Raw genomic sequence first — 16,263 nt, 5'->3', positions numbered from 1 at the left:
ATGCGCAGACCCGGGTGCGGGAATGAGCGGAGAGACGTTGCCCAGCCACAACCAACATTAAATCCCGGAAAGCTTTCTCGCCGCGCCATTGTTCGGTCGCAAATCCCATACTAGCTTTTTGTCCCATGACGCAGCCGCCCGCCCCGCAACGCCGCTCCGGCCGCAAGATCTTGATTATTTCCTTCCTCGTCCTGTTCCTTCTCCCGGTCGCCGCCCGCGCCGCCTTGTTCGCTTTCGAGGACAGGCCGAACGGCTGGCGGAATGCCGACTGGTCGAGCATCGGCGCGCTGCCCGCTCCTTCCGCACATCCCGACGCACGCGTCCTGATCCTGTCCGGCCGCACCGGCGGGTGGAAAGGCGTGGTCGCGGTCCATAGCTGGGTGGTGTTCAAGCGCGAGGGTGCGACAAGCTGGACGCGCTATGATGTCGTCGGCTGGGGTAATCCAGTGCGCCTCAATGGCTGGGCGCCGGACGGCCGCTGGTATGGCACCGCGCCGACCGTCATCGCCGACATCAAAGGCGCGAAAGCACAAGCGATCATCCCGGCGATCGAAAAAGCCGTGAAAGATTACCGTTACTCCAACGCCGGTGATTATCGCCTCTGGCCCGGTCCCAACAGCAATTCCTTCGTCGCCGCGGTGCTGCGCGACATTCCGGACATTCAGGTGACGATGCCGCCGAATGCGATCGGCCGCGATTTCCGGCCTGGCCCCTATTTCGGCCGGACCGACAGTGGCACCGGCCTCGAAGCCAATCTCTATGGCTTGCTTGGTGTGAAGGCCGGGTGGGTCGAAGGACTCGAGGTCAATGTCCTCGGTCTTGTTGCCGGGCTCGATCTCCGCGATCCGGCGCTGAAACTGCCGGGCTTTGGCCGGATCGGCTTGCCGTCGTCGACGGCCAATGCCGCGCTTGCGCCACAGCGCTAAAGTTCATTGTATCGGCGTTGATTCTTTCGGCCGCACGCCGGGGAGCGACCAGACCGACGCATGCGCAAGACCAATTCGCTTCAGACCAATTCGCCAGTTCTCTCCATTATCGTGCCGGTGCTGAACGAGGCGCGCACGATCACGAATGCGCTGACGGCGCTGAAGCCGTTTCGTCAGCGCGGCGTGGAAGTGATCGTGGTCGATGGTGGCAGTGACGATGACACGGCACAGCTTGCACAGCCGCTGGCCGATCGCGTGATCCGGGGGCCGCGCGGACGCGCCGCGCAGATGAATGAGGGCGCCAAGGCCGCCAGCGGATTTATCTTCCTGTTCCTGCCAAGCGAGATCACCCTGCCCGCCGATGCCGACACGCAGGTGATGTATGGCCGTGCGCGCGACACGTCCGTGTGGGGACGTTTCGACATGCGTCTCACCGGGCAGCATGCACTTTTGCCAATTGCCGCTCGGATCCTGAACTGGCGTTCGCGCATGTCCGGCATCGCCTCGAGCGAACAAGCCATCTTCATACAGCGCGAGACGTTCTTCCGCCTCGGTGGATTTCCTGACATGCCGGTCATGGACGATGTCGAGATGTCGAAACGGCTGAAGGCAATCTCGCCGCCGATCTGCGTTGCCTCGCGCGTCACCGTGCCGGCGAGGCGCTTCGATCGCGAAGGCTTCTGGACCACATTGCGGATGATGTGGCTGATGCGCTTTCGCTATCGCATGGGCATGAAGCCGGCCGAGATCTTGAAGCGTTATGGGCCAGATCGGCCACGCAAGAAAAAGGCTAGCTCACGCGGATCAGCACCAGCCCGCAAACGATCATGAAAGCGGCCAAAATACGCGCTGGACGCAACGGCTCTTTCAGAAACACGATCGCGATGGCAGCCCCGAACAGCACACTGGTCTCGCGCAAGGCCGCGACCAGCGCGATCGGCGCCAGCGTCATCGCCCAGATGGCGATGCCGTAGGAGAGAAGCTGCAGGCTGCCGCCGAACAGACCGACCGGCCAGTTGCGCAACATCGGCACGATCGGCATCGTGCCGCGACGGATAAGGAAATAGACCGCCATCACCACGCCATTGCCGGCGAACCACGCCAATGTATACGGATGCGGGTCTATTGCCGTGCGACCACCGATGCCGTCGACGATGGAATAAAGGCAAATCGTCAGCGCCGTGAACAAGGCAAAGCCGACCGCGCGTCGATCGACGGTAAGTCCGCTTCCGCCGCGCAGCGACAGCAGCAGCACACCTAACGCAAGTGTTACAATGCCCAGCCAGCCAGCGGGTCCCAGATGCTCTCCGAGCAACAGCGTCGTTGCCGTTGCCGTCATCAGCGGCGCTGCACCGCGCGCCAGCGGATAGACCTGGCCGAGATCGCCGGTCTGATAGGCTTCGGCAAGTCCTGCGAAATAGAACAGATGAATGACGATTGATGCGGCTACCCAGGGCCAAGCGGCGGCTGGTGGCAGCCCCGCAAACGGCATCAGTGCAAAGGACACGATACCCGCACCGCTCGTGATCAATACGGTCGATGACAGCGGATCGAGACCGGTCTTGATCGCCGCGTTCCAGCCGGCGTGACAGACGGCGGCAAACAGGACAGCAAGGAAGACGGTGAGGTCCACGGGCGGGCTTCCGGCAGAACCTGCCCTTCATGACGGAAAGCCCCAAAGTTGTCTAGTACTATAGACAACTTAGGGGTCACCCAATCCCCACATTGCGGATGATGTGGCTGATGCGGTTTCGCTATCGCATGAGCATGAAGCCGGCCGAGATCCTGAAGTGTTATGGCCCGGACCGGCCGCGCAAAACACAGACTGGCTCACGCGGAGCGCTGTTGCGACGTGGGCTGGCATGCGGCCCGCATCTGTGAGCCGCAATCGCGATCAACCGTTGACAAATCGCAAAGCTGGATCTGCCACGACGCGCCAGAATTCTTCAGACGGCATCTGAAGGAGAGCGTCCGATGACAAATCGCTTTCGTATCTGTCTTGGAATCTTTGTTTCGACCGTACTTTTGAACTTGGCGCCCGTCGCTGCACAGCCGATGCGCGGCCCCGGTGGGCCCGGCGGTCAAGGTTTCGATGGCGGCTTTGGTCCCGGCATGATGATGGGACCAGGCATGATGCGCGGTCGCGGCATGCACGGTCGCATGTGTGGAGGTCCCGGTGGACTTGGCTTTTCGGCATGGCGGATCAAGGCCATCGAACAGGCGCTCAAGCCGGACGATACGCAGCGTACGAAATTGAGCGAACTCGAAGCCGCATCGGCAAAGGCGGCAGAGATGATCCGCGATGCCTGTCCAACGGAATTTCCGGCAACGCCGACGGCGCGATTGGAGATCATGGAAAAGCGGATGGAAGCGTCATTGCAGGCCGTGAAGCTGGTGCGGCCGGCATTCGATGCCTTCTACAATTCTCTCAACGATGAGCAGAAAGCGAAGCTGAATGCGAATGCGCCAGGAAGTCGCCACTTCTGGCGCTGGCGTGACAACTGGTAGCTGACTTTTGCAGAAATGATCGCAAGCGGATGTTGTTGTTACAATTGTAACGCCCTGCCCGCCCAGAGCTTGGGTCCAGCGCGCTGGTATTGCGGCGGGCGGGCGACCTCAGCGCCCAGCACATCGGCTGCAAGCCAGCCCCAATGCGGATTGTCGAGCATCGCCCGCGCCAATGCGACCATATCGGCCTTGCCTTGCGCGATGATTTCATTCGCCTGTTTTGGATCGACGATCAGGCCGACGACCCGCACCGGGATATCCGCTTCGGCACGAATGCGCGCGGCCAGATCGGCGTTGTAGCCGGGTGCATTCGGATTGCGCGCCTCCGCCGTCAGGCCGCCGGATGACACGCACAGATAATCGAGGCCGTCGGCCTTCAGCGCTTTGGCGAGAACAACGGCATCCTCGATCGTGACGCCACCATCGAGCCAGTCGCTGGCGGTGATGCGCGCGCCCAGCGCGATGTGGCCCGGCACGGCAGCGCGCACGGCCTGCGCCGTCTCGCGCAGAAAGCGCATGCGGTTCTCCAGCGAACCGCCATAGGCATCGTTGCGCTTGTTCGATACCGGCGAAAAGAATTCGTGCAGCAGATAACCGTGCGCGAAATGCATCTCGATCGCGTCAAAGCCGACCCGCACCGCGCGCTCCGCCGCACTGACGAATGAATCCCGCACACGTGCAATCTCATCGATCGCGATCTCGCGCGGCACATGCCAGTTCGGCCCGAATGGCAATGCCGATGGCGCAAGCGTCTGCCAGGGATCGTCCATTGCCGGCAGCGGTCCCCCACCCTGCCATGGCCGCAGCGCCGATCCTTTGCGGCCGGCATGGGCGATCTGGATGGCGAATTTCGCGGTACCGATGCGGCGGCCATGATCGATCACACGACTCATCGCCGCTTCGTTGTGATCGGAATAAAGCCCGGTGCAACCATGGGTGATGCGGCCATGGCGCTCGACACCGGTCGCCTCGACCACGACAAGACCGGCGCCGGAATTGGCCAGCATGCCGAGATGCGTCATATGCCAGTCGCTGGCGCAGCCATCGTCGGCGGAATACTGGCACATCGGCGAGACGACGATGCGGTTTGCCAGATCAAGGCCGGCAAGCCGGATCGGCTCGAATAACGCAGAGTTCACATACCCCTCGCCGCTAAAGTTTGATCCGCAGCAGAGCCGCGAGTTCGCCGACGAGGCCGCGCCGGAAGAGCAGCACGCAAGCGACAAAGATGATGCCCTGGATCACCGTCACCCACTGATCGAGCGCGCTGAAATAATTCTGCATGGCGATGATGACGAAGGCACCGGCGACCGGGCCGAAGATCGTACCGAGCCCACCGACCAGCGTCATCAGTATGACCTCGCCGGACATTGCCCAATGGACATCGGTCAGCGAGGCCAGCTGGAACACGATCGCCTTGGTCGATCCAGCGAGCCCGGCCAGCGCCGCCGACAGCACGAAGGCGACGAGCTTGTAGCGGTCGGTCTTGTAACCCAGCGAAATCGCGCGGGCCTCGTTCTCGCGGATCGCTTTCAGCACCTCACCGAATGGCGAATGGATGATGCGGTAGATCAGGAGAAATCCGAGGAGGAAGATACCGAGCACCGCGACATAGAGCACGCTCGGATTCGAGAGATCGAACACCCCGAACAGCCGGCCGCGCGGCACCGCCTGGATGCCGTCTTCGCCGTGGGTAAACGGCGCCTGCAGCGCGAAGAAATACATCATCTGCGCCAGCGCCAGCGTGATCATGGCGAAGTAGATGCCCTGCCGGCGGATGGCGAGCGAGCCGGCGATCAGCCCGAAGATCGCAGCGACCGCCGTGCCACCGAGGATCGCCAATTCAGGCGGCAACGGCGGCAGCGGAATCGTCAGCCATTGCCAGCTTCCCGCCCAATACGGCAGCGCGATCGTGCCGACCTTGGCGAGATGCGCGCAAACATAGCTGGCCCAACCGAAATACAACGCGTGGCCGAACGACAGAAGGCCGACATAGCCGATCAGCAGATTGAAGGCGCAGGCGAACAGCGCAAAGCACAAGGCCTGCATCACGATCAGCGGATAGGTGACGAACGGCGCAAGCAGCAGCAAGGCGAGCATGATCACGAAGGCGATCGGCACGGCATAACTGCGTGGCTGTTCGCCGACAGCGAGCTTGGGATCGACGCTGTCCATATTCACGCTCGTCATCTCACGCTCCCAATCTCATGCTGCCCTGCCAAACAGGCCCGCGGGCCGGATCAACAGAACAATCGCCATGATGACGAAGATCACCGTGTTGGACGCTTCGGGGAAGAACACCTTGGTCAATCCTTCGATGATGCCGAGACCGAACCCGGTAACGATCGCGCCCATGATCGAGCCCATGCCGCCGATCACAACGACGGCGAAGACCACGATGATCAGGTCCGCGCCCATCTGCGGCGACACGTTGTAGATCGGCGCCGCCATCACGCCCGCCAAGGCAGCGAGGCCGACGCCGAAACCATAGGTCAGCGTGATCATGCGCGGAACGTTGATGCCGAAAGAGCGAACCAGTGTCGGGTTTTCGGTTGCGGCGCGCAGATAGCCGCCAAGCCGCGTGCGTTCGATGATGAACCAGGTGGCCAGGCAGACCACGAGCGAAAAGCCGATCACCCAGGCGCGATAGATCGGCAGAAACATGAAACCGAGATTGATGCCGCCCTGCAACGATTCCGGCACGGCGTAAGGCAGGCCCGAAGCGCCGAAATAATTCCGGAACACGCCTTCGATGATCAGCGCCAGGCCAAAGGTGAGCAGCAGCCCGTAGAGATGATCGAGCTTGTAGAGCCATTGCAGAAAGGCGCGCTCGACCAGAATACCGGTAAAGCCAACTGCAATGGGCGCGAGGACCAGAGCGGCCCAGTAATTCAGTCCGGCATAGTGCAACAGGAAGAACGCGCAGAACGCACCCATCATGTATTGGGCGCCGTGCGAGAAATTGATGATGTTGAGCATGCCGAAGATGACGGCAAGGCCGAGACTGAGCACGGCATAGAACGAACCGTTGATCAGCCCGATCAGGAGCTGACCGAACAAGGCTTGCGATGGAATGCCGAAGATTTCGAACATGAAGTTTGCAATCCCGCGGTGGGTCCTAGCTCCCCCTGAAAGGGGGAGGTCGATTTGCAAGCGCCGCGAAGCAAATCGGGTGGGGGTCAGTTTTTCGGATGCCGTGATGACCCGCACCCGGCTCGCATTCGCTCGCCACCCTCCCCCTTTCAGGGAGAGGGATCGCCACCGCCACCCTCCCCCTTTCAGGGAGAGGGATAAGAAAGATCACCCACTCACCAGCGGGCAACTGCCATCCTTCAGCGGGCGGAAAGCTTCAGCCGCCGGAATGGTGGCGCGGGTCTTGTAGAAGTCGCCCGGATATTTCGATTCCTTCTCCGACTTCACCTCAAACAGATATGCGTCGTGGATCTTGCGGCCGTCGGCCCGCACGGTGCCCTTGCCGAACAGCGGATCGTCGGTCGGAATTTCCTTCATCTTCGCGACCACGGCCTTGCCATCGGCGGCGCTCTTCAACGCCGCGACCGCCTTCAGGTAATGCGTCACGCCGGCGTACACGCCAGCCTGCACCATGCTCGGGATTTTGCCGGCGGCGTTGCGTTCCTTCTGCCAGCGCTTGGTCCATTCGCGCGAACCATCGTTCAGGTCCCAATACCAGGTCTCGGTCAGAATCAGGCCCTGTGCGTTCTTCAGGCCAAGAGAGTTCACGTCGCTCGCAAACACCAAGAGGCCCGCAAGATTCTGACCACCCTTGGTAATGCCGAATTCGGCGGCCTGCTTGACCGAGTTGATGGTATCACCGCCGGCATTGGCAAGGCCGATCACCTTGGCCTTCGAGCTCTGCGCCTGCAGCAGGAATGACGAGAAGTCCTGCACATTCAGCGGGTGACGCACCTTGCCGACTACCTTGCCGCCATTCTTCTCCACTACTGCCGCCGTATCGCGCTCCAACGCATGACCGAACGCATAATCGGCCGTGAGGAAGAACCAGCTATCACCGCCAGTCTTGACGATCGCCTTGCCAGTGCCGTTCGCCAGCATCCAGGTATCGTAGGTCCAGTGCACGGTGTTCGGTGAGCATTTCGGTCCGGTGAGATCGGATGAGGCCGCGCCTGAATTGATGAACACCTTGTTCTTGTTGCGGGTAATCTCGTTCACCGCAAGCGCAACGCCGGAATTCGGTGTGTCGACAATCAGATCGACCTTTTCGACATCGTACCATTGGTTGGCGATGTTGGAGCCGATGTCCGGCTTGTTCTGATGATCGCCGCTGATGATCTCGACCTTGAAATCCTTGTTATTGGCCATGAACTCGTTGGCAGCCATGCGCGCCGCGGTGACCGAACCCGGCCCGGCCAGATCGGCATAAAGGCTCGACATGTCCGTCAGCACACCGATCTTCACGGTCGTCTGTGCGGCCGCTGTACCGGCGCTGACGACAAGCGCAAGCGCCGTAGTGATCATAAGGCGTTTCATTCCCATTCCTCCTTTGTCGAAGCCTTTGCGGCTCTTCGATTCCTCAAACACCAAGATAATCGTGCAGCTTCCCGAGATTCGCCTCGAGTTCCGAACTGTGCAGCCTCTCGACGACCCGCCCGTGTTCCATCACATAATAGCGGTCCGCCACGGTCGCCGCGAAACGGAAGTTCTGCTCCACCAGCAGGATGGTGAAGCCCTCCTGTTTCAAAGCGCGAATGGTGTTGCCGATCTGCTGAATGATGACAGGCGCAAGCCCTTCGGTCGGTTCATCGAGCAGAAGCAGCCGTGCACCGGTGCGTAAAATCCGGGCAATCGCCAGCATCTGCTGTTCGCCGCCGGACAATTTCGTGCCCTGGCTGGAGCCGAGCCGTTCCTTCAGGTTCGGAAACAGGGTGAAGATCCGATCGAGCGGCAATCCACCCGGCTTTATGACCGGCGGCAACATCAAGTTTTCCTCGACACTAAGGCTCGCGAAAATGCCGCGCTCTTCAGGGCACAACGCAATACCGGCCCGCGCGATCTGGTTCGAGGCAAGACTGATCAATTCCTGCCCTTCGAACCGCACGGATCCCGTGCGCTTGCCGACAATGCCCATGATCGATTTCAGCGTCGTCGTCTTGCCGGCGCCATTGCGCCCGAGCAGCGTCACCACCTCGCCCGGATAGACTTCAAAATTCACGCCATGGAGAATGTGCGATTCACCATACCAGGCCTGAAGATCTTCGACGGCCAGCAAGGCCTTGCGCAGATCAAGCATGGCCGGTCCCCATATAGGCTTCGCGCACCTGCGGATTATTCGACACCGTCTCGTAATCGCCCTCGGCCAGCACGCGGCCGCGCGTCAGCACCGTGATCTTGTGTGACAGGTTCGAGACCACCGACAGATTATGCTCGACCATCAGGACGGTGCGGTCGGCGGAAACGGTCTTGATCAACTCCGCGATGCGGTCGATGTCCTCATGGCCCATGCCGGCGGTCGGCTCATCGAGCAGCAGCATGTCCGGGTCGAGTGCGAGCGTGGTCGCGATTTCCAAAGCGCGCTTGCGGCCATACGGCAATTCCACCGCCGGTATATTGGCGAAGCCGGTCAGACCGACATCCTCGATCAGCGACATTGCGCGGGCATTGAACTGATCGAGCACCGCGCGCGAGCGCCAGAAATCGAACGAGCCGCCGCGTTTGCGTTGCAGGCCGACGCGCACATTTTCCAGAACCGTAAGGTGCGGAAACACCGCCGATATCTGGAACGAACGCACGACACCCAGCCGCGCCACATCGGCCGGCTGCATCGCTGTAATATCCTGTCCCTTGTAGAAGATTTTCCCCCGCGTCGGGTTCAGGAACTTGGTGAGGAGATTGAAACAGGTGGTCTTGCCAGCCCCGTTCGGACCGATCAGTGCGTGAATGGTTCCACGTTCAACCTGCAGGTTAACGCCATTGACCGCAACAAAGCCGGCAAATTCCTTTGTGAGATCCCGCGTTTCGAGAATGATCTCGGCACCCATCAACCGGCACGCCCTCCCAAGCGTATCAATGACCGGATCACGCGTTCACGCACGTCCGTTCTTTAATCTTTCGGCAAAGTCTGCACGCACCGCCGGAAATAATAAAGCCCGCCCACGCAAAAACGTGGGCGAGCTTAGATGAGTCTTTAGGCAGGGGGGCGACGATCGGCCCGCCTTATTTGACCTCGACCTTGATCGCGGCACGGGCCACGTCACGCTTGTCGGCCGGAACCGCCTTGGCGTTCTGTGGTGTGGTCGGGGCGCCGGCAGCCTTGGTGCCCTCGACAGCGATCGCCCGTGTGCCCTTTTTCTTCGCATCAGCCTGAACCGCACCGGCAACAGTCCGGGTAAAGTTCGGCACGGTGGTCAGGGCATTCTTGGCGAAGTTGTTCTTGATGCCGTCGACTTCGGCGCTTTCGCTGCAGGTGGCGATCACCTGCTCGAAGCCCTTGTCCTGCATCCGGAACTGGAACGGAGCCTTCTGTCCGGGGAACTGGATTTCCTGGCCCGCCTTCACCCGGTTGTCCTGCTGGAATTTGTTCGGCAGGAGCACGGTCGCCGTGCCCTTGTCGTCCAGATTCACCAGGGTCAGGAAGCACGACTTCTTCGCCAGTACCGTGAACACCGGCGTATCGCCAACCTTATAGGCATTCTTGTCCGAGGTCAGCGACAACGCCTCGTTGCTCACCGGCGTTGCGACAGCAACCGCTCCCGGGGCACCACCTGGAGCGCTGCCGCCGGTTCCCGGTACAGCTTCCTGATCGGTGATGGCGATTGCCAGTTCGCGGTAGTTGTTCTCGAACTGGTCGCGCGGGATCGAGCCTTGCTGCAGGCGGCGGATCAGCGGCCGGAATTTGCGGTCGGCATCGTCGGCCGCATCCTCAAACTCCTTCTTGCTGAACCCGAACTCGGCTGCCGCAAGCGTCAGATCGAGATCGTCCTCATAGCGCTTGGCCAGAGCATTGATCATCTCCACGCCATTGAGCTTGAGGCTCGGCTCGAGGCCCGCACGGTACATCGCATCCTGGAATTTCTTGGTATCGCTTTCCAGGATCGCATCCATCTTCTCGGTCGGAATATAGAGCGCCTCGACCGCTTCGCGGGTCTGCTTGTTGAAGGACCTGCCCGACAGCACAACCTGCCGCACTTCGTCCTTGGCCTTGCGGATACCCTGATCGTGACAGCCCATGCAGGAGATGCCGTTGGTCACCGTCAGGTCCTTGCGCGACAGGTCGCGCACGATCTGGGTCGGGCCCTTGTCGAGCCGCTTGCCGTCGGCCGTGTTCAGGTAATAGGCCTGGAAGCCGTTCGGCAGCGACCAGATGGTCTCACCACCGTCATGCTCGAAGCCATTCTCGCCCTTCGGACCCAGCGGATGCTCGAAGAAGCTCTGCTTGCCGCGATTGCCGGCGAAATCATACGAGGTCCAGAAATAACCGGCGCGCGAGGGGTGACGTTCGATCATGCGGTTGTTCTGGCTGACGCCCGAGCGCTGGAAGCCGGAACGCTGCGCGATGAACCGCTTGATGTTGCCCTCGACATCGACGCCTTCCTGTTTGGCAACTTCCTGGAAGGTGTTCGGCAGCTTCAGCAGCTTGTCATAGAGCGGCGGCTGCGAGGCGGTGAAGGCGAACCAGTCGGCGCGCACATACGGCAATTGCGTGCCGGATGCGTTGGTCAGCACCGCCTTGAGATCGCTCTCGGGCTGCAGGTTATACGGATAGACAGCGAGAACCTCGTCCCAATCCTTCGCCTCCCAGCCGATATCGTCGAGGTTGATGCGGATGATCGATTCATCCGGATCGATGGTCTCGAGACGCACGACATCCGACGAACGGCTGAGGCTGTTGATCAGCTTCACGGCACCCTGACGGAACACCTTCATGGCCTGTTCATCCAGGCAGGCATTCTTCAAGTGTGTCAGCGTCAGATAGCGCGTCCCCTTCTTGCGCGCGTTCGGCAGCTTGGAGAGATCGCCGACGACGAGGTTCAGCATGTCTTCGTTGCTGACGAATTTGCGCGCGTCGCAGGCGGCGGCCGTTTGGGTGCCGAGCTGGGCGATCCAGGTCTCCAGCGCCTTGAGTTCGTCCGGCGTCACGCTCGGATATTTGGTCTCGCCTTCATACTCGACGTCGTAAGGCATCTCCTTGTCGACGATCTGCTTGAACACTTTCGAGCCGAACGGATTGCCCGGCAGGACGTAATGCGGGTTGGCCGCGATCTCATCCAGCTTCAGCACGTTGCCGAAATTTTTCGCCGGCCGTTCGCGCGCGGAAAGCGCGCCTTCCTGATGGCAGCGCGCGCAATGTTTTTCCAGAACTTCGAAAGCTGCTTTTGCCACCGGGTCGCTCGGCACGTCCACAGCACCGGCCGGAGCTTTGACGGGCAATGCCGGAGGCGGTGCAATGGGCGGTGGCGGATCGAGGGGGGCAGCCGCTGCGGGCGGCTCGTCGGCAGGCGCCGGCTCGTTCGATTGCGCGAAGGCGGAGCCTGCCAAAGTCAGCGCGAGGCCGAAAACGGCCGCCACCGCCAAACCCTGAACCGGGCTATTCACTCGTTGACGACCGTTCATTGTGGTCTCCCATGACAAGTCGTTGCGACGCGCGGCGTCATTGCGCCGTGTCGTTTGTTGGTGTGCGCGCCGGCGGGTCGCGTTCAATCGTCGCAATGCAAATTCCAAGGTCAGGCCCAAGGTAAAATCCAAGGTGAAACCCATTGTCTGGCCGTTGTCCGGTCAGCATCCCCTCTCGTCTCAGCATACCGTACGTCCGCTATCCCCTCGAATGCGAAAACCAGGCAAGCCCGTCCGACCGGTATCCTGCCGGCGATGAAAGGTCGATGAAATTGCGCGTTACCGGCAACGGCGTTTTCGAGCGAAATGGGTACCGGCTAAAGCCGTGCTCCCGCCCAAGAAAAGACCCGCCCGGCGGGGACATGCCGGACGGGCCAAGTGAGACCGGCGCTGGGTGGAAGGGGCGCGACGCCGATCACACGCGGGGCGGCAGGCCTTTGTGAAGGCTTGGCCATTGCGAATGGCCTGGCCGTTGCGAAGGCCTGGCCGTTGCGAAGGCCTGGCCGTTGCGAAATGGCGCACCGCAAGTCTGTCTGCAGGAATTGGTCGCGGGATAGCGGCTGCGGGTTCAAGCCCGCGTGGCGCTTTTCGGCATCATGCACTTGGCCGGCATGTTCTTGGCCATCATGCTCTCGCCAACATGTTCTTGGCCAACGTGCTCTCGGCCGTCATCGTGATCCTGAAGTGGTTCACCGGCCGAAGATCGAAGGAAACCATTCCGCCAGGGTCTTGCGAATCTCGGCGATCTTTCGATCGAGCCAGGCGCGCGGGGTGATCACCGATCGTTCTGGCTCATCACTTCGCGGATTGCCGCGCCGCCACTCGCGCGGCGTCTCGAATGTCCCGGCCCATATTCCGCGCTTGGCGTCGCGGGCCTGCCTCTGTGCGTCTTCATAAGGACTGGGAGCGCCGTGACGCCCTGACGCAATGGCATAACCGGCACGCACCATCTCTTCGGCGATATCCCGGCTGCCCGCAAGGCACGTTGCGACGATCCGGCCAAAGCGATCGGTTGTAACGGAACGGCATTCGAGCGGATCGGTGGCGATGATGCGCCGCAGTTCGGTGCGGGCCCGTGTGCCGCAGGGCCATACTCGCCCGTCAATGTCCTTGCATTCCTGATGCAGCTCCGGCGCGTCGATGCCGTGAAGCCGATAGCGATACTCACCGATCCGGAACGAATCGCCATCGGCGAGAGAGACGCCGCTGGCGTGGACCTGAACCGGAAACAAGAGACCGCCAACGATTGAAAGCGAAATCAGCCAACGCATCGTCGCGCGCGCTTCCCGTTATTGCCGGTTGGAGCTGGCCGACAATCCATCGGCCGGCTTGCCGCCGAGCGATGTTACGGCCTCGAAAGCATCGGCAAGACCCGCGCCGAAATCCTTGTCGCGGCCCTTTGGTCCGAGATCGCGTGCGGTCCGAAGCAGAACGCCGCGCACAGCGTCCGGCGACAATCCCGGTTCACGTTCAAGCAGCAGCGCGGCAATACCGCTGATATAAGCCGACGCGAAGGACGTACCGGTCGCCATCTGATAGCTGCCGCCGGACGTCGGCAGCAGCACATCGACGCCTGGCGCCGCAATAGCAACATGATTGCCGCGGTTCGACATCGGGAAAAGATGATCCTGCGTATCCGTCGCTGTGACGGCGATGACGTTAAGGTCGGCCGCAGGATAAAGCGGCGGCGATTTCGGACCTGAATTTCCCGCTGCCGCGATCAGCACGATGCCCTTCTTGTTGGCGGCGGCGAGCGCGCGGCCGATCACCGGATCGCGCGGACCGGCAAAGCTCATATTGATGACGCGGGCGCCTCTCTTCGTGGCCCATTCGAGCCCCTTCAGAATGTTGAAGGTCGTGCCTTCCGCGCTCGCCCCGTTGGGATCGAAGGCGCGGACCGCCAGGATGCGCGCGCGCGGCGCAACGCCGGTCAGGCGCGCATGCGCGACGATCGCTCCGGCAATGCCGGTGCCGTGTGAATGCGCATCGCCGCTGCCGCCGGCAGGGTCGAAACTGTCGGCGACGGTGCCGACGATCTCGGGATGCTTCGCATCGATGCCGGAATCGATCACCGCGACCAGAACACGCTCGCCTTGCGCCAGTTCATGCGCACGCGGCAGCCGCAATTTCTCGACCGCATATTGAATGCCATCGCCGGTTTTTGATTGCTGCAGCGTATAGCGATAGTTCGGCTGCACAGAAAGAATGCTGGAATCGGTCTCCAGGCGGCGGATCACGGTATTGACGTTGCGGCCGTCCGGGATGGTCCAGCGGAACATCGTGGTACCGCTCAGATCGAAACTCTGTGACTCTTCGCGATTGAGACCATGGCGGCGCGCCAGCGCATCGACCTGCTGCGGCGTCGGTGTACCGGCGACTTCGATTACGACTTCATTGTCGGTGAAGCGGCGTTCGCCGGCCGGCGCCTCGCCGCTTTCACGCCGCGCCGCCCGCGGCGCATCGGACTTCGTGGATTTGGAAAGGCTGCGTGTTGCGGGCCCGGGCCTTGCCGGTTGCGCACGCGTATCCTCGATCGGCTTCACCGTGCGAACAGGTTTGCGCACCGGTGCCGGATTGCTCGGTGCGCTTTGCGTCCGGTAACCGCCGCCGCGGTAATCTCCACCGCCATAGCCGCCACCATATCCGTAACCTTGGGCGAAAGCCGATGGCGCAACAGAGGCGATCAAGCCGGCGGCGGCAAGAACCGAGATTGCAAGGCCGATCGGATGTCCGGAACGATAACGCATGATGGTGTGCCTTAAAGGGAAATCGTGGTCCCGCCTTGGAGCGCACCCAATCAGGCGCGCTCGGCTTGCGCTGGTTCGCCCATTAATTGGCAGGCGCGGCGAAGCTTATCACCTTGCTGCCCTGCAGCTTTTTCACGATTTCGGCAGTCTGCTCCTTGGTCGCAGACGCAACCCGGATGCGGAAATTGCCAGCCGCCGGGCCGCCGACGATGGTCGCCTTGTTGGCCTCCAGGAAGGCTGCGATATCCGCGGCGCTCGCCTGCGGTGCAAACTGTACCAGGGCTTCGACGCCTCCGCTGAGCGGCGCCACCTTCTCGGTCGAGGCCAGCTGCGGCGAAGTTCCGGTCCGCTCCCCGATCAGGCTGCCGATGACGCCGGCCTGCAGCACGATCGCCAGCGCCGCGATGCCGCCGGCATAAGCGAGGGTCCGGGGCGAGAAGCTCGCCATGAATTCCGAAACCCGGGTCATGAAGCTCACGGACGGCGCCACGCGCCGGGCCGGTTCGGCATCGATCTTTTCAAACAGATTCTTCATCGCCCGCGCCGACGGCGCACCCAGCGATTCATTGCCGCGAATGGTTTCGCCGAGTTCCTCGCGCACCATCTCGAAACGGCGGGCAAGCTCCGCATCCTTGGCCAGCGCGCTTTCCACCCGCGCAGCATCGCGACGGCTCAGCGTGCCGGCAGCATACCACGGCAGCAGCAACTCGATCTCTTCGCTATTCTCTGGCGCTTTGTTCACTGTTGCGTTCATGGCCAACCTCTCTCGATTCCCGCCGCCTTCAAGGATTCCGCCAATTTTTTCCGCGCATAAAACATGCGCGTTTTGACGGTATTCTCCGGGATACCGACGATCTCGGCGACTTCTTCCACGGACTTCTCGTGGTAGTAGACGAGATCGATAATCTCCCGATGATCCGGCGTCAGTGTTTCAATGCACTTGCGCAGGATCTCGCTCGTATCCTTCTTTTGCATCGACGCTTCGGGGGTGTCGGAAATATCCTCGATCGCCTCTGCAAAGTCATCGTCCAGTTCAGCCTCCTTGCGTCCCCGAAGGGCCGAAAGAGCCTTGAACCTCGCGATCGCGAGCAGCCAGGTCGAGACGGCACTCCGTCCCTCGAAGCGCCCGGCTTGACGCCAGACATCGAGGAAGACCTCGCTGATCAAATCCTCCGCAGTGGCTTCATTACGCACCATGCGAAGGATGAACCGGTAGACCCGTACATGGTGCCGCGCGAACAGCACCTGCATGGCGAGCCTGTCACCACCTGCGATCCGCTGGATCAGGACTTCGTCTGATGTCTGCTGCATCGTGACGGCCGGCTCATGGTTTGGTCGCGGTTAACGCGGGTCCGGTTCAAATGGATGTGAGCGAAAGTTCGGCGGGGCGTCAGGAAGAGAAAATTCGCCCCAGCCCTTCCTAATGCAACGGGCGAATATTCCCAAGCGGGCAATTTCGCGATTGTTATCAATGGTTTTTCAGGGCTTATCAG

At 61.4% G+C, this 16,263-nt stretch carries 15 protein-coding genes; 3 read left to right on the top strand and 12 right to left on the bottom strand.

From position 1 onward, the window contains the following. The first annotated feature begins 125 nt into the window (after positions 1-125). The gene (locus CAK95_RS18690) at positions 126-926 is read left to right on the top strand and encodes a DUF3750 domain-containing protein (protein WP_086089283.1); all 801 of its coding nucleotides are present in this window, start codon (positions 126-128) and stop codon (positions 924-926) included. A gap of 60 nt (positions 927-986) precedes the next feature. After that, complete coding sequence (locus CAK95_RS18685) at positions 987-1,757, top strand: TIGR04283 family arsenosugar biosynthesis glycosyltransferase (RefSeq protein ID WP_086089282.1); 771 nt, start codon at positions 987-989, stop codon at positions 1,755-1,757. On the opposite strand, the gene CAK95_RS18680 is transcribed toward CAK95_RS18685, so the two are convergent. Next, positions 1,717-2,559: an EamA family transporter gene (locus CAK95_RS18680; RefSeq protein ID WP_086089281.1), complete on the bottom strand. Its 843-nt coding sequence runs from the start codon at positions 2,557-2,559 to the stop codon at positions 1,717-1,719. The genes CAK95_RS18685 and CAK95_RS18680 overlap by 41 nt on opposite strands. 341 nt (positions 2,560-2,900) lie before the next feature. Between CAK95_RS18680 and CAK95_RS18675 the strand changes: the two genes are divergently transcribed. Then, positions 2,901-3,434, top strand: coding sequence for a Spy/CpxP family protein refolding chaperone (locus CAK95_RS18675; protein WP_086089280.1), 534 nt, complete (start codon positions 2,901-2,903; stop codon positions 3,432-3,434). A 38-nt stretch (positions 3,435-3,472) separates the two neighbouring features. Here CAK95_RS18675 and CAK95_RS18670 read toward each other — a convergent pair whose 3' ends face one another. The 11 genes from CAK95_RS18670 to CAK95_RS18620 form a co-directional block, all read right to left on the bottom strand. Then, entirely contained in the window at positions 3,473-4,573 is a 1,101-nt protein-coding gene (locus CAK95_RS18670; RefSeq protein WP_086089279.1) for an NADH:flavin oxidoreductase/NADH oxidase, read from the bottom strand. 13 nt (positions 4,574-4,586) lie between these two features. Further along, the gene (locus CAK95_RS18665) at positions 4,587-5,609 is read right to left on the bottom strand and encodes a branched-chain amino acid ABC transporter permease (RefSeq protein WP_245303877.1); all 1,023 of its coding nucleotides are present in this window, start codon (positions 5,607-5,609) and stop codon (positions 4,587-4,589) included. Between the two features lie 30 nt (positions 5,610-5,639). After that, positions 5,640-6,527, bottom strand: a complete 888-nt coding sequence (locus CAK95_RS18660) for a branched-chain amino acid ABC transporter permease (protein WP_086089277.1) — start codon at positions 6,525-6,527, stop codon at positions 5,640-5,642. A 207-nt stretch (positions 6,528-6,734) separates the two neighbouring features. Continuing rightward, positions 6,735-7,943 carry an ABC transporter substrate-binding protein gene (locus CAK95_RS18655; protein WP_086091509.1) on the bottom strand — a complete coding sequence of 403 codons (1,209 nt, stop codon included), beginning with the start codon at positions 7,941-7,943 and terminating at the stop codon, positions 6,735-6,737. Between the two features lie 43 nt (positions 7,944-7,986). Continuing rightward, positions 7,987-8,703, bottom strand: coding sequence for an ABC transporter ATP-binding protein (locus CAK95_RS18650; RefSeq protein WP_086089276.1), 717 nt, complete (start codon positions 8,701-8,703; stop codon positions 7,987-7,989). Further along, a complete protein-coding gene (locus tag CAK95_RS18645; RefSeq protein WP_086089275.1) occupies positions 8,696-9,451 on the bottom strand; it encodes an ABC transporter ATP-binding protein in 756 nt (251 codons plus the stop codon). The genes CAK95_RS18650 and CAK95_RS18645 overlap by 8 nt, the downstream gene beginning before the upstream one ends. A 175-nt stretch (positions 9,452-9,626) precedes the next feature. Next, entirely contained in the window at positions 9,627-12,023 is a 2,397-nt protein-coding gene (locus CAK95_RS18640) for a DUF4384 domain-containing protein (RefSeq protein ID WP_086091508.1), read from the bottom strand. 689 nt (positions 12,024-12,712) lie between these two features. After that, a complete protein-coding gene (locus CAK95_RS18635) occupies positions 12,713-13,294 on the bottom strand; it encodes a thermonuclease family protein (protein WP_086089274.1) in 582 nt (193 codons plus the stop codon). Positions 13,295-13,312: 18 nt separating this feature from the next. Further along, a complete protein-coding gene (locus CAK95_RS18630) occupies positions 13,313-14,770 on the bottom strand; it encodes a S8 family serine peptidase (RefSeq protein ID WP_086089273.1) in 1,458 nt (485 codons plus the stop codon). Between the two features lie 82 nt (positions 14,771-14,852). Next, complete coding sequence (locus CAK95_RS18625; RefSeq protein ID WP_086089272.1) at positions 14,853-15,524, bottom strand: zf-HC2 domain-containing protein; 672 nt, start codon at positions 15,522-15,524, stop codon at positions 14,853-14,855. Beyond that, positions 15,521-16,081 (bottom strand): sigma-70 family RNA polymerase sigma factor, encoded by a 561-nt coding sequence (locus tag CAK95_RS18620; RefSeq protein ID WP_086089271.1) that lies wholly within the window; start codon positions 16,079-16,081, stop codon positions 15,521-15,523. The genes CAK95_RS18625 and CAK95_RS18620 overlap by 4 nt, the downstream gene beginning before the upstream one ends. Positions 16,082-16,263: the final 182 nt, after the last annotated feature.

Origin of the sequence: Pseudorhodoplanes sinuspersici, assembly GCF_002119765.1 — a bacterium.
In the GTDB taxonomy this organism is placed as follows: Bacteria; Pseudomonadota; Alphaproteobacteria; order Rhizobiales; family Xanthobacteraceae; genus Pseudorhodoplanes; species Pseudorhodoplanes sinuspersici.
This window is presented reverse-complemented; position numbering and strand designations above follow the sequence as displayed.